This window comes from Achromobacter sp. GD03932 (genome assembly GCF_029839485.1).
Lineage (GTDB): Bacteria > Pseudomonadota > Gammaproteobacteria > Burkholderiales > Burkholderiaceae_B > Achromobacter > Achromobacter bronchisepticus_A.
On record NZ_JAOCAT010000022.1, the window covers coordinates 70,486 to 92,081 of the forward strand.

The following is a 21,596-nucleotide window of genomic DNA, read 5'->3' on the forward strand; positions in this document are numbered from 1 at the left end:
GATGAAGCACATCAATGAAGGCGCGGCGCCTGCCGCGAAACCCTCGCGGCTTGCCGCCCTGCACACCGACACGCCGTGGTGGCGGCTTACCGCCACCGCCGCGGATGGGGGGGCCATCGCGCCGCGCGAGATGGTCCGCATGCTGGAGCAGTTGATACTGATCCGGCGCTTCGAAGAGAAGCTGCTGAAGCTGAGCGTGGCCGGCATCCTGCATGGTCCGGCGCATTCCAGCATCGGCCAGGACGGCGCCGCCGTGGGCGCCATGTCGGTGCTGGAGTCGGCCGACAAGATCAACGGCACCCACCGCATGCACCACCAGTTTCTTGCCAAGGCGCTGAACCACGCCACACCGGCGGACTATTCGCCGTTGGACTCGGAAACGCTGGATTCGCACCGCGAGGTGGTCTACCGGACTTATGCCGAGATCCTGGGCCTGACGCCGGGTTATTGCGGCGGCCGCGGCGGTTCCATGCATCTGCGCTATCCCGAGGCCGGCATCTATGGATCCAACGCCATCGTGGGCGGCAATCCGTCGCATGCGGTGGGTTACGCCTTTGCCGACAAGCTGCGCGGGCGCGATCATGTGTCGGTGGCCTTCTTCGGCGACGGCGCCATGCAGAGCGGAGCGGCGTACGAGGCCATGAACCTTGCGGCGCTCTACAACGCTCCCACCATTTTCTTCGTGGAAAACAACCTGTACGCCGTGTCCACCCACGTGTCGGAACAGACGCGCGAAACCCGCTTGTCGGCGCGCGGCCTGTCCCTGGGCGTGCCGGCGGTCGAGTTCGACGGCATGGACGTGGTGGCTGCGCGCCTGGCCATGCAGGAAGCTCGGGCCATCATCCGCCGCGACGGCGGGCCGGTGCTGCTGGAAGCGCAGACCTACCGCTACCTGCACCAGTCGGGCGCGCTCAAGGGCAGCGCGTTCCGCTACCGCGACAAGGACGAGGAAGAGGCCTGGGGCGCGCGCGATCCCATGTCGATGTTTCCCGCGCAGCTGAAATCGCTGGGTCTGATCGACGATGCCGGCATCGCCCGCCTGGAGCGCCGCGCGGACGAATTGATAGACGGCGCGCTGGGGCGGCTGCTGGAGCATTACGGTGACGAGGCAGCGCAACGCATCCGGCCCGAACTGTGGCCGGACCCGGCCAGCGTGGACAGCGGTATCCGCGGCAACCTGGGCGAACTCGCGGGCCAACGCGCCATCGAGCTGGAGGAGCAGACGCCAGCGAGCCTGGCGGACGCCAAGTTCCAGGACGTGATTTCGCGCGCCATGCTGCTGAACATGCAGCGCGACGACGGCATCTTCATCCTGGGCGAGGATGTGCATCGCCTGAAAGGCGGCACGGCCGGCGCTACCAAGGACATAGGCGATCACTTTCCGGAACGCCTCATCGGCACGCCCATCTGCGAGAATGGTTTCACTGGCCTGGCCTTGGGCGCGGCGTTGAACGGCATGCGGCCCGTGGTGGAGATCATGTATCCCGACTTCGCGCTGGTGGCCGCGGACCAGCTGTTCAACCAGATCGCCAAGGTGCGCCACATGTTCGGCGGCAAGTTCGCAGTGCCGGTGCTGGTGCGCAGCCGGGTCACGGCGGGCACCGGCTATGGCTCGCAGCATTCCATGGACGCCAGCGGCCTGTTTGCCCAGTATCCAGGGTGGCGGATCCTGGCGCCATCGCGTCCCTATGACTATATCGGCTTGCTCAACGCCGCGCTGCGCTGCGACGATCCGGTCCTGATGGTGGAATACAACGACCTGTTCAAGACGGTGGGCAAGGTGCCCGCCGAGGACTGGGACTACATCGTGCCGATCGGCCGGGCCCGGGTCGCGCGCGAGGGCGCACGCTGCACCATCCTGACCTACGGCGTCATGGTCGAGGTCTGCTGCCAGGCGGCGGAACGTACGGGCATCGACGCCCAGGTGATAGACCTGCGCACGCTGGATCCGCTGGGCATCGATTGGGACACCATCGCGGCCGGCGTCAAGCGCACGCAGGCGCTGATGATCGTGGAGCAGACTACCCGCGGCACCTCGATCGGCTCGCGGGTGGCGAGCGAGGCGCAGTCAAGGCTGTTCGACTGGCTGGACCACGAGATCGTGCACGTTACGGGCGCCAATTCCTCGCCCGTGGTCTCCAAGGTGCTGGAGCGCGCCGCATTGGCGGACGCGCAGGCCGTGGAGATGGCCCTGAAATCCATGGACAGCCGCCGCGGCGGCGCCCGCTGAACCGGACGCCATAGGAGAGAAAAATGCTCAAGGACAAACTGCTAGCCACGCATCACACGGCCGTCTGCGTCAATGATTTCGAACGCGCGCGCAACTTCTATACCGGCTTTCTCGGCTTCGAGCTGGAGGGCGAGATGGACCACCGCAGCGAGCCCGCGCTGGGCGAAGTGGTCGGCCTGCCGGGTGCGACCATACGCTGGGCCATGCTGCGCCATGGCGGACACCGGGTGGAACTGTTCAAGTACTACACGCCGGAAGGCGACAGGCAGCCCCGCCGCCAATGCGATTTCGGCTACAGCCACGTGGCCTTCGAAGTGGAGGACGTGGATGCCGTATACGAGCAGGCCACGCGCGCCGGCTATGAAAGCGTGTCCTCGCCGCGTGTCATGCGGCAAGGGCGCACCAAGGTGTTCTATCTGATGGAGCCGGAAGGCGCCATCACGGAGTTCATCCAGTTCATGAATCCGGCGGCCTGACGCTGCGCTGGCGCAACTCCGCTTGCCGGGGCGCGCATCGATCTTCGAAGGAACAAGCATGACGAGAACGCTGGATATGGTCGTCCCGCCGACAGGCGAGGCCCTGGACGCTGCCCGCCTGGTCGCCTGGATCGTGGCGCCTGGGCAGGCCTTCAAGACGGGCGACGTGCTGGTCGAAATCGAGACCGACAAATCCATCATCGAGGTGCCCGCGCACGACGACGGGGTCATGGTGGAACATCTGGTCGCGGTGGACGGCATCGTCAACGCGGATACAGTGATCGCGCGGGTACAGATGGAAGGCGAGGCTGTGGCGGCGAGCGCGGGCGGCGCGGCGGCGCAATCCGCGGCAGCAAAGCCTGCGGATGCCGCGGCGGCCGCTGCCGCGGCGGCCGTTGTCGCGCCGCCGGCCGCGCCGCCTGCCGCGCGGACGCCGGCGGCCTCGCCGTCGTTGGCGCATCCTGTCGCGCAGCCTTCGGTAGACCGCAAGTTCGCCACCCCCGCCGCCCGCCGCGTCGCGGCCGAGCGCGGCATCGCACTGGACGCAGTGGCGGGGACCGGGCCCAACGGCCGTGTGACCGTGGCGGATGTCGGTCAGGCAAGCGCCAGCGGACAGGGCAGCATGCAGGCCCGCGGCGCGCCAGGAGAAAAGCGCGAGGCCTGGGCGTACACCCGCCACGGCGAAGTCCGGTTCACGGTGTGGGAAGGGGGGCGTCCGGGCAGCCAGACGGCGGTGTTGATCCACGGCATGTTCGGCGACCGCGACGCCTGGGCCAGCCTGGCGCATGCGCTCAGCCGCGCCGGACTGCGCGTGCTGGCGATGGACCTGCCTTGCCATGGCGCCACGCGTTCGCAGGCCACGCGCTTCGAACATATCGTCGATGCGGTGGCCGACACGGTGGCGTCCCAGTGCATCGGACCCGTGAACCTGATTGGCCATTCTTTTGGCGCGGCGGTGGCGGCCCGGGCGGCATCCCGCCCCGGCATGGCCGTGGATAGCCTGGTCCTGATCGCGCCGGTCGGGCTGGGCACTGAAATCGACCAGAGCTTCCTGACGGGCATGACGCATGCCGGCACCAACGAAGCGGCGCAGCGCGAGCTGCAGAAGCTCACCGTCTCCGGCATGACTCCGTCGGGAAATTTCATCGACGCCTTGCGCCAGAGCACGCAGGCGCGGCGCGAGCCCCTGATCGAGTTATGCCGGGAGGTGGGCTGGAACGGCGTGCAGCAACTGAGCATCGCCGCGGACCTGGCCAGCCTGCAATGCCGCTGCACGTTGATCCACGGGCGGCGCGACGCCGTCATCCCCTGGCGCCACGCGCTGAATGCGCCAGCCAGGACCGCGCTGCATCTGCTGCCGGATGCCGGCCACATGCCGCAATGGGAGGCCGGCAAGCTGGTGGCGGATATCGTGCTCGGGGCGATGGCGCGGCCCTGATGGTATGGCGGTTGGGGCTTGGCGTTTGCCGGGACGGCCGGCGCGGAGTCAGCCCTTCAGCCCGATGCGCCGCGCCAGCTTGTGCAGATTGCTGGAGTCCACGCCCAGTGCGCGCGCGGCATGGGCCCAGTTGCCCTGGTGCGTTTCCAGCGCCCGGCGGATGGCCTGGCGCTGGCAGGCGTCCACGGCCTCGCGCAGCGTCTGGTCAGGACCGGCGGGCGCGTCGGCGTTCTCCTGAGGCGCGGCCAGCGGCATGTCGCCGTCGGACAGGTCCAGCAGCTTGGCGCCCAGCGTCACGATCTCGTTGCGCGTGGCGCCGTGGCTGACAGCCTTGATGGCGGCGCGGCTGATGACGTGCTCCAGTTCGCGCACGTTGCCGGGCCAGCGGTAGCGGCGCAGCATGTCCTCGGCCTCCGGCGACAGCCGCAGGCTGCGCAAACCCAGGCGCGCGCGGTTCAGTTCCAGGTAGCGGCCCGCCAGCAGCAGCACGTCGTTGCCGCGGTCGCGCAGCGGCGGAATGGGGATGGGATAGACCGATAGCCGGTGATAGAGGTCGGCGCGGAAATCGCCGACCCGCACCAGGTCGCGCAGGCTGCGGTTGGTGGCGGCCAGGATGCGCACGTCGACGCGGCGCGGCCGGTCGTCGCCCAGGCGCTGGATTTCGCCGTTCTGCAAGGTGCGCAGCAGCTTGGCCTGCACCAGCAGCGGCAGTTCGCCCACTTCGTCCAGGAACAGCGTGCCGCCATTGGCGGCTTCGAAGCGGCCGGGCCGGTCGGCCACGGCGCCCGAGAAGGCGCCCTTGGCGTGGCCGAACAATTCGCTTTCGGCCAGCGATTCGGGCAGCGCGGCGCAGTTCACATGCACCAGCGGCTTGTCGCGGCGGCGCGAGAGGCGGTGCACGCGATGCGCGAACAGTTCCTTGCCCACGCCGGTTTCGCCCAGCAGCAGGATAGGCAGCTCGGAATCCGCCACCACCTGGATTTCGTGCAACAGGCGGCCGATGGCTGCGCTTTGCCCCAGGATCTCGCTGTTGTCGGCGACGGTGCTGTCGGCCGGTTCGGCGCCGCGCGCCACGCGCAGCGCGCGGATTTCGGCTTCCAGGCGCGTGGTGCGCAAAGCGGCTTCCAGCAGCACGATGTAGTCGCGCAGGTCGGACTGGGCCTCGGCGTCGAAGGTGCCGACTTCCAGGGCGTCCAGGGTCAGCACGCCCCAGGGGCGGCCCTCGATGTGCAGGCTGGTGCCCATGCAGTCGTGCACCGGCAGCGGTTCCCCAGCCATGCCGTTGATCAGGCCGTCATAGGGATCGGGCAGGGTGCTGTCGTGGTGGAAACAGGTGACGCCGCGCCGCGCCAGGATGGCCGCCAACCGCGGATGCTGTTGCACGGCGAAACGGCGGCCCAGGGCGTCTTGCGTCAGGCCATCCACCGCGATGGGGCGTAGATGGTCTTCCTCCAGTTGCAGCAGCGCCACCGCGCCGCAGCGGAAGTGCGTACGCAGGCTGGACACCAGCCGCTGCAGGCGGACGGCGGGGGGCAGGTCGGCGACCAGATCGGCGAGCAGGAGGTTTTGCATGGGGTGAATTTTACCGTTCGGGGTGGATAAAACCTTGACCTGCCAGGGTGATATTCACCCTTTAATTTGCAATTCATTGATAAATAGCAAGTTTTTCCTGGCACGGATTTCGCATTGCTTCCAGTACCCGTCACGAACTATGGAGAGACGCGATGAGCATGGTTGAGCAATCCCTGGGCCAATTGGCCCGCAGCATCCCCGGCGCCACGCAGGTGTTTCATGAGTACCAGCTGGACTTCTGCTGTGGCGGCAAGAAGAGCCTGGCCGAGGCGGCGGCCGAGCGTTCGTTGGACGCGGCGCAGATCGAGGCGCGCCTGATGGAGCTGGCGCGCAGCCCGTCCCACGAAACGGATTGGGGGCTGGCCTCGCCGGCCGAACTGGTCGACCATATCCTGGCGCGCTACCACGAGGTGCACCGCCAGCAATTGCCCGAGCTGATCCGGCTGGCGCTCAAGGTGGAGCAGGTGCACGCCGACAGCCCTGACTGCCCGACCGGCCTGGCCGATCACCTGCGCGTGATGCAGCAGGAGCTGGAAAGCCATATGCAGAAGGAGGAACAGGTGCTGTTCCCGATGCTGGCCCGCGGCCATGGCGCCATGGCCGGCATGCCCATCATGGTCATGCGCGCCGAGCACGACGACCACGGCGTGGCGCTGGAACGGCTGCTGGCGCTGACCCACGACATCACGCTGCCGCGCGCCGCATGCAACACGTGGCGGGCGCTGTACCTGGGATTGCGTACCTTCAAGGAAGACCTGATGGCGCACATCCACCTGGAAAACAACATCCTGTTCGAGAACGCGGCCAGCCCGGCGGCGCACGCGCACAGCTAGCGCCCGCGTTCGGGCGTTGCAGCCGCTAGCGGCGTTCCGGCGGAACGCCGTCCAGGCTGCGCCGCAAGGCGTCGTGCGCGGCCAGGTCGACCGGACGATGCTTGCGCTCGGTGCTGGCCGGGTACTTGCCCAGGAAGTTGCCGCCCTTGCGGTCGCTGGCGGGGCGGACCGGCCGGGGCGCGAAGCCGCCGCCGCAATTGGGGCAGACATTGCCCAGCAATCCTTCGGCGCAAGCGGCGCAGAAGGTGCATTCAAAACTGCATATGCGGGCGGCGGTGGAGTCTGGCGGCAGCGCCGCATCGCAGTGTTCGCAGCTGGGTCGCAAGGCAAGCATGTGGCCTCCTGGGGGGGGCAATAGTCGGGTCCAGCCGCCAGGGTAGGCCGGCATGCCCGGCCGCGCCATCGGGGTTACGGACAGAAAAGAAGTGAAAACGGCCAGGCGGGCGACGCTTGGCGGACGCCGGCCGCCTGTACACTCGAAAATCCTTTCGAGGCACAGGGGATTCTTGATGGCGGGAAGCAGCTTCTTCGCACTGTTTGACGATATCGCGACCATATTGGACGACGTGTCCGTCATGACCAAGGTCGCGGCCAAGAAAACGGCCGGGGTGCTGGGCGACGACCTGGCGTTGAACGCCCAGCAGGTTACGGGCGTGCCGGTCAACCGGGAACTGCCGGTCGTCTGGGCGGTGGCCAAGGGCTCCTTCATCAACAAGCTGATCCTGGTGCCGGCGGCGCTGCTGATCAGCGCCTTCGCGCCCTGGGCCGTGACGCCCCTGCTGATGGTGGGCGGGGCCTTTCTCTGCTACGAAGGCGTGGAGAAGCTGGCGCACAAGTTCCTGCCGCACGGCGATTCGGACGAAGGCAACCACGCCGCGCGCGCCCAGGCCCTGCAGGATGATACGGTCGACATGGTGGCCTTCGAGCGCGACAAGATCAAAGGCGCGATACGCACCGACTTCATCCTGTCTGCGGAAATCATCGTCATCAGCCTGGGGGCGGTGGCGGACGCCGACTTTACCCGGCAGGTGCTGGTGCTGTCGGTCATCGCCATCGCGATGACGGTCGGGGTCTATGGCCTGGTGGCCGGCATCGTCAAGCTGGACGACCTGGGCCTATACCTGAGCCAGAAATCGTCCCAGGCGGTGGCCTGGCTGGGCCGGCGCATCGTGGGTGCGGCGCCCTATCTGATGAAGACCCTTTCGGTGGTCGGCACCGCGGCCATGTTCATGGTGGGCGGCGCCATCCTGACGCACGGCATTGCGCCGGTGCAGGCTGCGGTCGACCAGGCCGCCGCCGCGGTGGGCGGGGGCGGGGTGGTGCAGGCGCTCACGGCCACCTTGCTCAATGCCTTGTTCGGCATCGTGGCCGGAGCCGTGGTGCTGGGGGCGGTCAGCCTCGCGAAGCGGCTGTTCAAGAAAGGCTGAGGCGGACTGGCGCCGGCCCGCTGAGCGGGGGCGCCGGCGCCATCCAGGGGAGCGCCGCGGCGCTCCCTTTTTACGTTCCTAGGGAATCCCCTGCCTTGTTGCGCCGGAATACGTGCGCCTAAAATTGGCGCCAATTTATGTGATCATTATTTCGACCACCGGCATAGACCATCGGCCCCGCGGCCATGGAAACGAGGAAATCATGCAGTCCAACGCAGCACCCGCCATCCAGCCCGACGCCGCCCGCGCGCGGGCCATGTACGACCTGGGCCACAGCACCGTCTTCGCCGCCCGCTCCGACCCGCGCTTTTCCTACTGCACCTATGTCCCGCCGCACATCGACAGCGCCAGGCATCCCATGCAGCTGGTGGTGATCATGCACGGCACCGGCCGCGCCTTCGTGGAATACCGCGACGCGTTCGCGGAGTTCGCCCGCTGGAACGACTGCATCGTGCTGTGCCCGCTGTTCCCCGTAAGCCCGCTGGGCGACGGCAACCGCGACGGTTTCAAGCAATTGCGCGAAGGCGACATCCGCTACGACGAGATCCTGCTGGACATGGTGGCGGAAGTGGGCGAGAAGTTCGGCTGCGACTTCAAGAAGTTCGGCCTGTTCGGCTATTCGGGCGGCGGCCAGTTCGTCAACCGGTTCGCCTACCTGCACCCCGAAAGCCTGTGGGCCGTGTCGATCGGCGCGCCGGGCTCGGTCACGCTGCTGGATCCCAGCCAGGATTGGTGGGTGGGCGTGCGCGATGCCGAGGCCCGTTTCGGCAAGCGCATCGACATCGAAGCGCTCAAGCAGGTGGCGGTCCACATGATCGTGGGCAAGGCCGACCTGGAAACCTGGGAAATCACCCACCGCGAAGGCGGCAAGTTCTTCATGCCTGGCGCGAACTCCGCCGGCAGTACCCGCCCGGAGCGCCTGGAGTCGCTGCGCCGTTCGTTCGAAGCGCAGGGTGTGAACGCGGTGCTGGACGTGGTGGAAAACGTGCCGCATGACGGCTTGAAGTGCGTGGGCCAGGTGCAGGACTTCCTGGCCGCCGCCCTGCGCAAGCTGCGGCATGAAGACAACTGAGACCGGCGGACGCGGCGCTTGCGGGCATCCGCGAGTCCGCGACCAGGAATAGGAGAGGGGCATGCTGCGTTTCGCGCTATCCCGGATCGTCATGGCCATACCGACGCTGCTGATTGTGGCGGTGGCGGTGTTCGTGATGATCCGGCTCATCCCGGGCGACCCAGCCCAACTGCTGCTGGGCGACCTGGCGACGCCGGCCGCGCTGGCCGACCTGCGGGAGCGGCTGGGGCTGGACCAGACCTGGCTTACCCAGTTCGGCATCTGGTTCGGCAACATGCTGCACGGGGACCTGGGTTCGTCCATCAATACCGGCCAGCCGGTGCTGCCGCTGGTGTGGGACCGCTTCCTGATCAGCGGCCGCGTGGTGGTGGTGGCGGTGCTGTTCGCCGCGCTGGTGGCGGTGCCGGCCGGCATGATCGCCGCCTGGAAGCAGAACAAGGCGCCCGACCTGTTCCTGGTCGGCACGGCCACGCTGCTGGTGTCGATTCCGACCTTCTGGCTGGGCCTGCTGCTGCTGATCTTCTTCGGCCTCAAGCTGCAATGGCTGCCGGTGGTGGGCTACGTGTCCATCGGCGAAGACTGGAAGGCCGGCCTGTTGTACCTGGCCATGCCCATCCTGACGCTGTTCCTGCATGAGATCGGCGTGCTGATGCGCATGGCGCGGGCCAGCACGCTGGAAGTGCTGCGGCTGGACTACATCACCCATGCGCGGGCCAAGGGCCTGTCGGAATCCGCGGTGCTGATGCGCCACGCCTTCCGCAATGCCTTCGGTCCCACCTGGACGCTGATCGGCCTGGTGCTGGGCAACCTGCTGGGCGGCATCGCCGTGGTGGAGACGGTGTTCACCATCCCCGGCCTGGGACGTCTGCTGGTGGACTCCATCTTCGCCCGCGATTACCCCGTGATCCAGGGCTGTCTGCTGTTCGTGGGCGTGGTCTACGTGATCGTGAACCTGTTCATCGACCTTTGCTATCCCCTCTTTGACCCGAGAGTGACCGCCGAATGAAAAAGCGAATTGCAGCCAACGCGCTACTGGGCGGCGTCATCGTGGCGCTGATGCTGGTGGCGGCCATCATGGGCGCCTTCTGGACGCCGCATGACCCGCTCAAGATCAATTTCGTGGCGCGCCTGAAGCCGCCGGGCGGCGAGTTCCTGCTCGGCACGGACGAATTCGGCCGCGACGAGCTGTCGCGCCTGCTGGCCGGCGCCTCCAGCAGTGTCTGGATCAGTTTGCTGACGGTGAGCTTCGCCATCGTCGCGGGCACGATCGTCGGCACCCTGACCGGCTTTGTGCGGGGCTGGACCGACCGCATCATCATGGCCTTCAACAACGCGCTGCTGGCGTTTCCCGGGCTGTTGCTGGCGCTGGGCCTGCTGGCAGTAGTAGGCGCCAACAAGTACGGCATCATCCTGGCGCTGGGCCTGGCCTATACGCCCTCGGTGACGCGCATCGTGCGCGGCACGGTGCTGTCGCTGCGCGAGAAGGAGTTCATCGAATCCTCGCGCGTGCTGGGCAACTCCGAGCTCTACACCATGTTCCGCCACGTGCTGCCCAATTGCGTGGCGCCGCTGACGGTGCTGGCGACTTCCATGTTCGGCTGGGTGATCCTGGCGGAAAGCGCGCTGTCCTTCCTGGGCCTGGGCGTGCCGCCTCCCGCGCCCACCTGGGGCAACATGCTGGCCGCCGCAAGGCCGTTCATGGCGCAGGCTTCCTATCTATCCATACTTCCCGGCCTGGCCATCGCGCTCGCGCTGCTGGGAATCAATCTGCTGGGCGACGCGGTGCGTGACCGCTTCGATCCCCGCATGAGGGGCGTGTAATGAGCGCATTGGTATCCGTATCGAATCTGTCGCTGACCGTTGGCGCGGGCGGGCGCGAAATCGTCAGCGGCGTGTCCTTCGAGGTGGCGCCTGGCGAGATGGTCGGCATCGTCGGGGAATCCGGCAGCGGCAAGACGCAGGCCGCGCGCGCCATCATGGGCCTGACGCCATCGCCGCTGGTGGTGGCCGGCGGCTCCATCAAGTTCGAAGGCGTGGACGTGACGCAGGCGTCCCCGGCCGCGCTGCGCAAGCTGCGCGGCGCGCGCATCGGCATGGTGTTCCAGGAGCCGATGACCTCGCTGAATCCGTCCATGCCCATCGGCCGCCAGCTGGAGGAGGGCCTGCGCCTGCACCGCAAGGGCCTGTCCGCCGCCGCGCGCCGCGAACGCATCCTGGAAATGCTGCGCCGGGTGGGCATCCGCGATCCCAAGGGCGCGATGGAAGCCTGGCCGCACGAGTTCTCCGGCGGCATGCGCCAGCGCATGATGCTGGCGTCCGTGATGCTGCTGGAGCCCGCGCTCCTGATCGCCGACGAGCCCACCACCGCGCTGGACGCGGTGGTGCAGCGCGACGTGCTGGAGCTGATGGTGGACCTGACCCGCGAACACCATACGGCGGTGCTGATGATCAGCCACGACCTGCCGATGGTCGCGCGCTACACCGAGCGCATGGTGGTGATGCAACACGGCAAGGTGCTCGAGACAGGCGCCACCGCCAGCATTCTGGAGCGGCCGCAGCACCCCTACACCCGCAAGCTGCTGGACGCCATGCCGCGCCGGCTGCCGGCGCGCCAGCTGGGCAAGGAGCCGCCCATCGTCGAGGTCAAGAGCCTGGTGGTCGACTACGCCGGCCATCAGCGGCTGTTCTCGCGCACCGGCGCCAAGCGCGCGCTCAACGGCATCGACCTGCACGTCAAGCCGCGCGAAGTGGTGGCGGTGGTGGGCGGCTCCGGTTCGGGCAAGACCACGCTGGGACGGGCCATCGCTGGATTGCTGGCGCCGACTTCGGGCCAGATCCTGTTCCGCGGCCAGGCCGTGAACCGCCGTTCGGCCTCTTGGCGCGATTACCGGCTGAACTGCCAGATGGTGTTCCAGGATCCGTATTCCTCGCTGGATCCGCGCATGACCATCGGCCAGCTGGTGGGAGAGGGCCTGCGCATGCTGGACGACATGCCCGCGGCGGAGAAGCGCCGCCGGGTGGACGAAGTGCTGGCCGAAGTGGGCCTGGGTTCCGAGTACGCCAAGCGCTATCCCCACGAGATGTCGGGCGGCCAGCGCCAGCGTGTGGCAATTGCCCGCGCCATCGTGCGCCGTCCGGCCTTCGTCATCGCCGACGAACCGGTGTCCGCGCTGGATGTGACCGTGCGCGCGCAGGTGCTGGACTTGTTTGCCGACCTGCAGGAACGCCATGGCTTTTCCTGCCTGTTCATCAGCCACGACCTGGGCGTGGTGGAGCAGGTGGCCGACCGCGTGGTGGTGATGCGCGACGGCGGCATCGTCGAGCAGGGCTCTCGCGACGCCGTGTTCGACCAACCGCAAGAGGAGTACACCCGCAGCCTGCTGTCGGCGATTCCGGCGCTGGAATCCACCGATACCGGCGGCGTGCGCCTGCGCTGGCGGCTGGACCAGCAGCAGCCGTTGCGGGCCAGCGCCTGAGGGGCGGGTATCCCAGGGGGCGCAGGCGCCGTCCCCCGGGAATACTTACGCATAAAATACGCGCTTCGGATTTGATAGACGGGAGTGGTCCATGCCGAAAGCGGCAACGGCGCAACCCGGCCTGGTTGATCGCATCGCCCACGATATACAGGCGGGCGTTTACGGTCCCGGCGCCTGGCTGAAACAGATCGACCTGCAGGAACGCTACGACGCCAAGCGTCTGGACGTCCGGCGGGCGCTAGACCAATTGGCCGCCAAGCGGCTGATCGCGCACATCCCGAACCGGGGCTATCACGTCTACGCCATGGATCCGGACCAGCATCTGCAGATCCGCGACATCCGCATCCTGCTGGAAACGGGCGCGGCGGCGGACCTGATGCCCAACGTCACCGTGGCCAAGGTCAAGGCGCTGCGCACCCTGGCCGAACGCTTCGCCAAGCTGCTGCAGGACGGCACGCTGCTGGAGCAGTACGAGGTCAACCTGGCTTTCCACGCGGGCATGTACGACATGTGCCGCAACCGCGAACTGGTCGCGCTGATCCACGAAACCCGGGCCCGCGGCCCGGCGGCGCCGGCCAAGGAATGGGTGACGCGCTCGCGCATCGAGATTTCCGCGCGCGAGCATTTCGACATGGTGGACGCGCTGGAAGCGCGCGACGTCAAGCGCCTGCAGAAAATCATTGCCCAGCACGTGGGGCAGGACATCTCCTGAGGCGGCCGGCGCAACCCGCGCTGCAAGCATGCGGCGGCCTTCGGAATGAAGGCCGCCGTTTTTCATTCCGGCGGCGCCTTCAGGGATACCCCCGATAGCGGAGCGGCGCATTCCGCTCATAATGGGCAGCTAATTTTGGCGCCAATATATGCGTGAATTTTGCGCCGCACGCCGGGGAGTCTTTGCATGCACCATGTTTTCGTACCTAGAGCGCTCGCGCTCAGCCTGGCGCTGGCCGCCGCCGGTTCGGCCCAGGCCGCGCTGCTGACCATCGCCCAGCCCGCCGACATCCGCTCGACCAACCCCGGCGTCAACCGCGACAACACCACCGACGGCGTGATCCTCAACATCGTCGAGGGCCTGGTCGGCTATCGCGAGAACGGCACCGTGGGGCCCTTGCTGGCCAAGTCGGTGGACCTGTCGGAAGACGGTTTGACCTATACCTTCAAGTTGCGCGACGGCGTCAAGTTCCACAACGGCGCCGCGCTGACCTCGGCCGATGTGGTCTGGAACTGGCAGCGCTACATGGATCCCAAGACGGATTGGCGCTGCCGCAGCGACTTTGACGGCCGCAACGGCCTGAAGGTGACGGACGTGTCCGCGCCCGACGCGCAGACCGTGGTGATGAAGGTGGACCGCAAGTCGGCCGTGTTCCTGGATTCGCTGGCCCGCACCGATTGCGGCATGACCGCCATCATCTCCAAGGATTCGGTCGCCGCCGACGGTTCCTGGATCAAGCCGGTGGGCACCGGCCCCTACATGTTCAAGGACTGGAAGCGCGGCGAATACACCTTGTTGACGGCCTACAAGGATTACGTCTCGCCCGCTGGCGACAAGCCGGACGGCTACGTGGGCTCCAAGCGTCCGCTGGCCGATGAGGTCAAGTTCCTGGTGGTGCCGGATCCGTCCACTTCGAAGGCGGGCCTGTTGTCGGGCGCCATCGACGCCGCGCAGATCACCAACACCGATGTGGGCGAACTGAAGAACGCCAAGAACCTGACGGTGTTCAGCCCGCATGACGCGGTCAAGCACGTGCTGCTGTTCCAGACCGAGGATCCGGTGCTGAAGAATGTGAAGATCCGCCAGGCCATCGCCGCCTCGCTGGATATTCCGCAGGTCGTGGCCGCGGCCTCCGAAGGCCTGGGCCAACTGAACAATTCCGCGGTCTACGCGGGTTCGGCCTATTACAAGGACGCGGAAAAGCGCGGCTACAAATACGATCCGGCCCGGGCGCAGCAATTGCTGAAGGAAGCCGGCTACAAGGGCGAGCCCGTGATCATCTACGCCAACAAGCGCGCCCACGTGCCGAGCTATCAAGTGGCGGTGATCGCCCAGGCCATGATGCAGGCGGTGGGCATCAACGCCAAGATCGAGGTGCTGGAATGGGCCACGCAGCTGGACCGCTACAACACCGGCAAGTATCAGATCAGCTCGTTCTCGTTTTCTTCGCGCCTGGACCCTTCGCTGAGCTTCGAGCAGTTTTCGGGCGACAAGGCCAAGCAGCCGCGCAAGGTCTGGGATGACCCCGCGGCGCAGAAGCTGATCGATGAGAGTTTCCTGGAATCCGATCCGGCCAAGCGCCAGGCGCTGTTCGACCAGCTGCACGCCCTGATGCTGGAACAGACCCCGATGCTGATGCTGTACAACGGCGCGGACGCCTGGGCATCCAGCAAGCGCGTGGAAGGATTTTCGGTCTGGGAAGGCAAGCCGCGGGCCTGGGAAACCAAGGTCCGCGACGGCAAGTAGGACGCTTGATGGCGCCGGGCCGCGCTCGCGGCCCGGCGCCAGCCGCTAGTCGAGCTTCACGCCCGCCTGCTTGATCACCGCGGCCCAGTCGCGCACTTCATTGCCCAGGAACGCGCTCAGCTCCGCCTGCGTGGACGGCGCCAGGATCAGGCCCTCGTCGGCAAAGCGCTTGCGCAGCTCGGCGTTGGTCAGCACCTTTTCCAGCGCCGGATGCAGGCGCTGCACCACTTCCGCCGGCACGCCCGCGGGCGCCATCAGGCTGTACCAGGTGGTGGCTTCCAGTCCCTTCACGCCTTGCGAGGCAGCGGTGGTCACGTCGGGCAGGGCGGGCGACTTCTCGATGCCCGTCACCGCCGCGGCGCCAACCCGGCCGCCCTTGTACTGCGGCAGCATCTCCACAACCTGCGTCACGCCCATGCTCAATTCGCCCGAGGCCACCGCCAGCAGCACCGGCGAGCTGCCCTTGTAGGGCACGTGCACCAGTTTTCCGCCCGTGGCCAGGTTCAGCACTTCACCGGTCAGGTGGGTGATGCTGCCCGCGCCGGAAGAGCCAAAGGTCAGCTTGCCGGGATCCTTGTTCGCCAGCGCGATCAGTTCGGGCAGATTCTTCGCCTGCAGGCCCGGATTGACCGCGAATACCAGCGGACTCTTGCCCACCAGGGTGATGGGCGTGAAATCCTTCACCGGGTCGTAGTTCAGGTTCGGATACAGGCTGGGCGCGATCGCCAGCGTGGACACGTTGCCCAACAGCAGCGTGTAGCCATCCGGCTCCGCGCGCGCCACCGCATTGGTGCCGATGGTGCCGCCCGCGCCGGCGCGGTTTTCCACGATGACCTGCTTGCCCAGCGTGTCGTTCAACTGCTGCGACAGCGCGCGCGCCAGGGTGTCGGCCGCGCCGCCGGGCGGGAAGGGCACGACGATGCGGATCGGCTTGCTGGGATAGACCTCGGCTTGCGCCGCCGGGCTCAAGCCCAGCGCCAGCAACCCGGCCAGGGCCGTGGCCAGCAGGCCGCGGCGATTGATTTTCTGGTACTTCGACATGCTGCTCTCCTGATGAGAAAACGTGGGCGATGCAGAAAACGAATCAGCGCGCGGCGCCCTGGGCGGCCGGATGGTGCGCATGCCAGTGGCGAGCGATGTCGGCGCGCCGGCAGACCCAGACGTCGCCGTGCGCCGCCACGTGGTCCAGGAAGCGCGCCAGGCCTGCCGCGCGGCCCGGCTGGCCGACCAGCCGCAGATGCAATCCCACGGACATCATCTTGGGAGCCGTGGCGCCTTCCTCGTACAGCATGTCGAATGCGTCGCGCAGGTACTCGAACAGGTCCTGCCCCGTGGCCATGCCGCCGCGGATGAACTTGGCGTCGTTATTGGCCAGGCCGTAAGGCACCAGCAGGTGGGGCTTGCCGCCGACCTCGGTCCAGTAGGGCAGCTCGTCGTTATAGGTATCGGAGTCGTACAGAAAGCCGCCTTCCTCGGCCAGCAAGGCGCGGGTGTTCAGGCTGGGGCCGTAGCGGCAGTACCAGCCCAGCGGGCGCGAACCCACCGTGCGGGTGATCGATTCCACGGTGCGGCGGATGCGCTCGCGCTCTTCTTCCAGCGTCAGGTTCTGGTGCCGTTCCCAGCGCCAGCCGTGCGCGCACACGTCATAGCCCGCCGCCTTGATGGCCTCGCAGACCTCCGGATTGCGTTCCAGCGCCAGGCCGCAGCCCAGTATCGTGGCCGCCATGCCGCGTTCCTGCAGCAGCCGGTGCACGCGCCAGAAGCCGATCCGGCTGCCGTACTCGAACATCGATTCGGCCGCCAGGTCGCGCCCGGCGAAGCCGCCGGCGCCGCCCTCGGTCAGGCCGGTCTCGGATTCAGCGTCGCCGTCCGGCACCGAAGGCTCGCCGCCTTCCTCGTAATTGATGCAGAGGTTCAACGCCAGGCGCGCGCCGCCCGGCCAACGGGGATCGGGCGGGTTGGCGCCGTAGCCGACGAAATCGCGGCGCAAGTGCGGATGATCGGTAGTCATAGCGGGGCTAGCCATCGAGGTAGGGTCAATCGGAAATCGAAACCAGGGCGTGCGGAGCCGGCGCCTGCCAGAACTCGTCGTCATCGCCGCGGCCGGTTTGGCCCATCAGGACCAGGAATTCCGCCGGCCCCTGCAACACGGTCAGGCCGTGATGCCAGACGCCCACGCGGTAGCACACGCCCTGGCTGCCAGTCGCGAGAAACGCTTCCAGCCGCGCCATGTCGGGCAGATCGTCGGCGCCGGTCGGCGCCACCACCACCAGATAGGGCGAGTCCGTCAACGGCACGAAGCTCTGCGCCGCATGGCGGTGGCGTTCCATCAGCCGGATCTCCACCGGCCCCGGCGCCGCCGCCTGCACCCGGCTGACCCAGCCGGCCTGGCGAACCACCTCGGGCCCATGCCGCATGGGCTCGGTCAGATAGTGACGGCGCTCCGCGCCCTGGTGCGCGATCACCTCGCCATATGGCGCAAAGGCCTCGGGCGTGAGCGGCCGCGGGCGGATCACGCGCGGGGATGCGTCCAGGTCACGCGCCATGGCTCAGATACCCCAGCGAATTCACATAGCTGCGCCGCACGTTCTCCAGATGCGCCGCCATCGCCTGCCGCGCCCGGGCCGACTCGCCCGATAGCAGCGCTTCCACGATCGCCAAGTGTTCTTCCCGCGCCTGCACCTGCCGTTGCGGCAAGCGCTCCACATCGCACATCCGCACCTGCCGCCGCGTCGCCGTGATCATCGTCGCCAGATTCCGGTTGCCGCAGTACGCCGCCACCAGATCGTGCAGCGCGTTATCGACCTCCCAATCCGACTTTTCGTCCGGCGTCTTCGCATCCAGCAAGGCCTGCAAGCGCGCCCGCAGCCCTTCCAGCGGCTCCGCCGGAATCCGCCCGGTCGCCATCGCCGCCGCCTCGCTTTCCAGCAGGCTGCGGATCTGCAGCAATTCCAGCAGGTCCGTCACGCCAAACGAGCGCACCACGATGGATCCGTTGGACAGCCGCTCCAGCATCCCTTCGCCCAACAACCGGTTCATCGCCGCGCGCAACGGCGTGCGCGACACCTCCAGTTCATCCGCCAGCCGGCGTTCCTCCAACACTTCCCCCGCCGGAATCCGGCGCGAAACAATCTGGTCCAGCAGGGTCTGATAGGTGCGTTGAGTAGCGTTCATGTGTGTTGCAGCGTAAGAAAAAAGCGCGGACGACAGAGACTCCGAGTTGCCGTCGCGCGTAACGGATGAGAAGGTACCCCACTGGTATCCCAAAGAGATACCAGTAGTATCCCTAATAGGCGTGGCCGGATACGGCCAGGCAATCAGAGTGGCGAGAAAAGGGGAGAAGAAGGGAAGGCAGAGCGAAAGCGGAGAAAAAAACGGAAAGGAAGGTGCGGGGGGAGAAAACCGCAGGAGAGAAAAAACAAGACCCACGCCAGCGCGCCAGCGCACACCGCTCCGACGCCCCACCACCAAGTAAGCTGAATGCGGCCGCGCAGGCGGCCGCATTCAGCGGGCCCCGCAAACCTCGCCACTACCCACGGGTCTGACGGCGCAGCGAACCAAGAAACTCGTAGCCCGGCGGTGCGGGCCTGGTGGCTGCGAGCAACCTCGATGCGCCCGAGGGAATCTGAAGGAGTCGCCGAAGGCGAGGACGAAGATGACGAAGGGGCAGTCCGGAGCGAACGCTCCGGACCGCAATCGTGGGCGCGAGCAGCCACCAGGCCCGCGCCGCCGGGCGACCTACGAAGACCGCACCGGCACCAACAAAGACAACAAAATCAACATCAAGGAGCCGAAACCCGCTCCACCTCCCATGCCCGCGGCTTCTTGACCGCCCAAGGCTGATACCCCCTGATATCCGCCCGATAAGCCCCAATATCCAACCCGTTGTACAAAGGAATACTAGGCACATCCGCCAGGAACAGCCTATGCAGCTGATCAAACGAAGCCTGCCGCTTCGCATGATCCGTATCCGACGACGCCGCCTCGATCAGCTTCAGCGCGGCGGGATTGTCCCAGACCTTGCGCGGCTGCTTCGCCTTGTCCCCCGTCACCATCTCGTAGTTCAGCGCCGCGTCCAGCCGCGCCGAATAAGGGAACGTCATCATCTGGTAAGTGCCCGCGTTATAGCGGTCCAGCTGCGTCGCCCACTCCACCACCGACAGCTGCGCCTTGATCCCCACCGCCTGGAACATCGCCTGGATGATGACCGCCGAGTTGTACGACTGCGGATAGCGCTTGGTCGTCAGGATCGTCAGATCCTGCCCCTTGTAGCCCGCTTCGCCCAGCAGCTTCTGCGCCAGCGCCGGATCGTAGTTCCAGCCCTGCTTCTGCGCCGCGTCGTAGTAGGGCGAAACCAGCGGCACGATCGAATTGTTGGGCTGGGCCAGGCCTTCCGTCACTGCCGCCGCCAGTTGCTGGTAATCGATCGCGTGCGCCAGCGCCTGCCGCATCTTGGGATTGGCCAGCACCGGATCCTTGGTCTGCATCAGCAGCGCGGTCATGCTCATCACCGGCGCATGCGCCACCTTGACGTTCGGCGTGCCTTGCAGCACCGGCACGTCGCTATTGGACACGTCCTCGATGATGTCGATGTTGCCGCGCTGCAGGGCCGCCTTGGCGGTGGAATCGTCCGGCACGATCAGGAAGCGCACCTCGTCCACCAGCGGCCGCTTCGATCCCGTATAGCCGTCGCGCTTGCCGTCCAGGTTCGAATAGCCCGCGAACTTCGTCAGGCGCACGTACTCGCCACGCTTCCATTCCGCCAATTCGAATGGCCCGGTGCCGATGGGCTTGTCCCAGGAACCGTCCGCGCGCACCGAGTCCTTGGACAGGATGCCGGTGCCGCCGCAGTCGGCGCGCGCCAGCGTCGCCAGGAACAGGCTGCTGGGCTTTTCGATGTGATAGACGACCGTCTGCGCGTCCGGCGCTTCCACGCCCGTCACCTTGACCGTGCCGCGCCCGTCGAACTCGCTGGCGCAACGCCAGCCCGAATTGGCCGCGGTGTAATGCTGCCAGGTCCACAGCACGTCGGCCGACGTCATCGGTTTGCCGTTGTGGAACGTGATGCCTTCGCGCAGCTTGAAGGTATAGGTCTTGCCGTCCGGGCTGATGTCCACCGACTTGGCCAGCAGCGGCCGCACCTCGGCATCCTCGCCGTAGGCCACCAGGCCCTCGACGATGTGCAGCACCACCGCGTCGCTGTTGCTGTCGCGGTTGACGCCGGGTTCGGTGGAGCGGATGTCCGCCGTCAGTGAAATGCGCAGCGGCGGGGCCGATTGCGCCCAGGCCGCGCCGGCCATGGAACCCAGCGCCAGCGCAACCGCGGCGCTCAACAAATGGTTTTTCATCGATACGTCTTCCTGGGGTTGCGCGGGCGCGCCGCTTCAGGCGGCAGCCAGCAGTTCGGGTTCGGCGCTCAGGCTGTAGCGGGTGAAACTGCGGTTCAGCGCCGGCAGCGGCGCGACTTCCATCAGGCCGGCTTCCGGCTCCATGATCACCATCGCCACCGTGGCCGACAGGTTGTCGTGGCTGCCGGGGCGCGGCGGACGGCAGACCGAATAGGGCGCGCCGAAGTCATCGAACAGCGCGCGCTTCAAGTCTTCGCGCGTCAGCTTGGATTGCTCGTTCAACAGGCGGCGCACGCGCCAGTCGCGGTAGGCGCTTTCCGGCGTGCTGGCGCGGCCCGTGTCGCGCAGCTTGCACAGGGCCACGTCGCTGACCCAGTGGTTGGCGTGGACGATGAGGTCATCGCTGCCAGGGTAGATGGGGAAGGCTTCGTCGGTGGTGCATTCGTAATCGACCCCGAAGCCCGCCGCCATGCCGATCATGATGTTGTTGGAGCAGGACTTGGGCGTGGTTGCCACCGCCTTGATCGCCAGCGCGAAGTGTTCCTGTTCCAGCACCTTGCGGCGGATCAGCGACAGCGGCACGCCCAGCTGGCGGAAGTCGCGGTCGGATTCCAGGTAGTTGGCGGTGATCGAGACGCCGGCGCTGTTCAGGCCGCTGCGCGCCAGGCCGCCCGCTTCGACGAAGGTCAGCATGTCGGGGCCGTTGTCGTTGCGCACACGCAGCACGATCGCGGTCTCGGCGCATTCCGCGCGCCAGTCCCAGTTCTGGCCATGGATCAGGCGGCCGTTGGCCGAGCGCGTCGGCAGGATCAGCGCGCCGGTGCAGCCGTCGCCCGGCTCCAGTTCGGCGGCCTTCTTCTTTTCGGCGCGGGCCTTGGCGATGACTTCGGTGCGGGCGTTCACCATCACGATGTCTTCGAACGGCACGTCGGCGCCCGCGGCGATGCCGCGCATCTCTTCCAGGTAGTGCGGCGCGAAGTTCTCGATCTCGCGGGCGAAGCCGTTGATCAGCTGGGTGCGCGCCATGGCGTCGTAGCCCAGGTCGACCAGGGTCTGGCCGTACATCTTGGCGCTCTTGCGCACGCGGTCGGCAGCTTGCTGGCCATAGGAGCGGCCGCGGGCCTCGGGCGCGCCCGAAACCGATACGAAGGGAAATTGGGTGATCTGGGTCATGGACATAGGGCGGCGCGCCGCGCCGCAATCTGGGGTGGAAATTGGTTGGCGAAAAAATGTTAGCTTATTTTGGCGCCAATATTGCTCAGGGTT

General features: G+C 67.0%; 19 protein-coding genes. 11 read left to right on the forward strand and 8 right to left on the reverse strand.

What is annotated here, in order from left to right; translation table 11 throughout:
* Window position 1: 1 nt before the first annotated feature.
* From N5C88_RS20475 to N5C88_RS20485, 3 genes are read left to right on the forward strand one after another with little or no spacing between them, the layout of a single operon-like run.
* Window positions 2–2,230 carry an alpha-ketoacid dehydrogenase subunit alpha/beta gene (locus N5C88_RS20475; protein ID WP_280016115.1) on the forward strand — a complete coding sequence of 743 codons (2,229 nt, stop codon included), beginning with the start codon at window positions 2–4 and terminating at the stop codon, window positions 2,228–2,230.
* A 23-nt stretch (window positions 2,231–2,253) separates the two neighbouring features.
* Window positions 2,254–2,706: a VOC family protein gene (locus N5C88_RS20480; protein WP_059375061.1), complete on the forward strand. Its 453-nt coding sequence runs from the start codon at window positions 2,254–2,256 to the stop codon at window positions 2,704–2,706.
* A gap of 58 nt (window positions 2,707–2,764) precedes the next feature.
* Window positions 2,765–4,144, forward strand: a complete 1,380-nt coding sequence (locus N5C88_RS20485; protein WP_280016116.1) for an alpha/beta fold hydrolase — start codon at window positions 2,765–2,767, stop codon at window positions 4,142–4,144.
* Between the two features lie 48 nt (window positions 4,145–4,192).
* On the opposite strand, the gene norR is transcribed toward N5C88_RS20485, so the two are convergent.
* Window positions 4,193–5,716 carry a nitric oxide reductase transcriptional regulator NorR gene (norR, locus tag N5C88_RS20490; RefSeq protein WP_280016117.1) on the reverse strand — a complete coding sequence of 508 codons (1,524 nt, stop codon included), beginning with the start codon at window positions 5,714–5,716 and terminating at the stop codon, window positions 4,193–4,195.
* 152 nt (window positions 5,717–5,868) lie between these two features.
* Between norR and ytfE the strand changes: the two genes are divergently transcribed.
* Window positions 5,869–6,549 carry an iron-sulfur cluster repair protein YtfE gene (gene ytfE, locus N5C88_RS20495; protein WP_059375052.1) on the forward strand — a complete coding sequence of 227 codons (681 nt, stop codon included), beginning with the start codon at window positions 5,869–5,871 and terminating at the stop codon, window positions 6,547–6,549.
* A gap of 25 nt (window positions 6,550–6,574) precedes the next feature.
* Here the strand turns inward: ytfE and N5C88_RS20500 are convergent, their stop codons facing one another.
* Window positions 6,575–6,883, reverse strand: a complete 309-nt coding sequence (locus N5C88_RS20500) for a DUF1272 domain-containing protein (RefSeq protein ID WP_280016118.1) — start codon at window positions 6,881–6,883, stop codon at window positions 6,575–6,577.
* 175 nt (window positions 6,884–7,058) lie between these two features.
* Between N5C88_RS20500 and N5C88_RS20505 the strand changes: the two genes are divergently transcribed.
* From N5C88_RS20505 to N5C88_RS20535, 7 genes are all read left to right on the forward strand, one after another.
* On the forward strand, window positions 7,059–7,976 hold the full coding sequence (locus tag N5C88_RS20505) for a DUF808 domain-containing protein (protein ID WP_280016119.1): 918 nt from the start codon (window positions 7,059–7,061) through the stop codon (window positions 7,974–7,976).
* 202 nt (window positions 7,977–8,178) lie between these two features.
* A complete protein-coding gene (locus N5C88_RS20510; protein ID WP_251877496.1) occupies window positions 8,179–9,048 on the forward strand; it encodes an alpha/beta hydrolase in 870 nt (289 codons plus the stop codon).
* A gap of 61 nt (window positions 9,049–9,109) precedes the next feature.
* Entirely contained in the window at window positions 9,110–10,054 is a 945-nt protein-coding gene (locus tag N5C88_RS20515; RefSeq protein WP_054450419.1) for an ABC transporter permease, read from the forward strand.
* Window positions 10,051–10,869, forward strand: a complete 819-nt coding sequence (locus N5C88_RS20520; protein ID WP_059375034.1) for an ABC transporter permease — start codon at window positions 10,051–10,053, stop codon at window positions 10,867–10,869. Before N5C88_RS20515 ends, N5C88_RS20520 begins: the two co-directional genes overlap by 4 nt.
* On the forward strand, window positions 10,869–12,524 hold the full coding sequence (locus N5C88_RS20525; RefSeq protein ID WP_059375032.1) for an ABC transporter ATP-binding protein: 1,656 nt from the start codon (window positions 10,869–10,871) through the stop codon (window positions 12,522–12,524). Before N5C88_RS20520 ends, N5C88_RS20525 begins: the two co-directional genes overlap by 1 nt.
* Window positions 12,525–12,615: 91 nt before the next feature.
* Window positions 12,616–13,236: a GntR family transcriptional regulator gene (locus tag N5C88_RS20530; RefSeq protein ID WP_059375031.1), complete on the forward strand. Its 621-nt coding sequence runs from the start codon at window positions 12,616–12,618 to the stop codon at window positions 13,234–13,236.
* 186 nt (window positions 13,237–13,422) lie between these two features.
* Entirely contained in the window at window positions 13,423–14,982 is a 1,560-nt protein-coding gene (locus N5C88_RS20535; RefSeq protein ID WP_118931897.1) for an ABC transporter substrate-binding protein, read from the forward strand.
* A 45-nt stretch (window positions 14,983–15,027) separates the two neighbouring features.
* Here N5C88_RS20535 and N5C88_RS20540 read toward each other — a convergent pair whose 3' ends face one another.
* The 6 genes from N5C88_RS20540 to N5C88_RS20565 all read right to left on the reverse strand — a co-directional run bounded on the left by N5C88_RS20540 (window position 15,028) and on the right by N5C88_RS20565 (window position 21,503).
* Entirely contained in the window at window positions 15,028–16,023 is a 996-nt protein-coding gene (locus N5C88_RS20540; RefSeq protein ID WP_280016120.1) for a tripartite tricarboxylate transporter substrate binding protein, read from the reverse strand.
* 43 nt (window positions 16,024–16,066) lie between these two features.
* Window positions 16,067–16,993 carry an allantoinase PuuE gene (locus N5C88_RS20545; protein ID WP_118931896.1) on the reverse strand — a complete coding sequence of 309 codons (927 nt, stop codon included), beginning with the start codon at window positions 16,991–16,993 and terminating at the stop codon, window positions 16,067–16,069.
* Window positions 16,994–17,018: 25 nt separating this feature from the next.
* Window positions 17,019–17,528: an ureidoglycolate lyase gene (locus tag N5C88_RS20550; protein ID WP_280016121.1), complete on the reverse strand. Its 510-nt coding sequence runs from the start codon at window positions 17,526–17,528 to the stop codon at window positions 17,019–17,021.
* Window positions 17,518–18,156: a GntR family transcriptional regulator gene (locus N5C88_RS20555; protein WP_059375022.1), complete on the reverse strand. Its 639-nt coding sequence runs from the start codon at window positions 18,154–18,156 to the stop codon at window positions 17,518–17,520. Before N5C88_RS20555 ends, N5C88_RS20550 begins: the two co-directional genes overlap by 11 nt.
* A gap of 608 nt (window positions 18,157–18,764) precedes the next feature.
* Window positions 18,765–20,330, reverse strand: a complete 1,566-nt coding sequence (locus N5C88_RS20560; RefSeq protein ID WP_280016122.1) for an ABC transporter substrate-binding protein — start codon at window positions 20,328–20,330, stop codon at window positions 18,765–18,767.
* Window positions 20,331–20,366: 36 nt separating this feature from the next.
* A complete protein-coding gene (locus tag N5C88_RS20565) occupies window positions 20,367–21,503 on the reverse strand; it encodes a C45 family peptidase (RefSeq protein ID WP_118931906.1) in 1,137 nt (378 codons plus the stop codon).
* Window positions 21,504–21,596 lie beyond the last annotated feature (93 nt).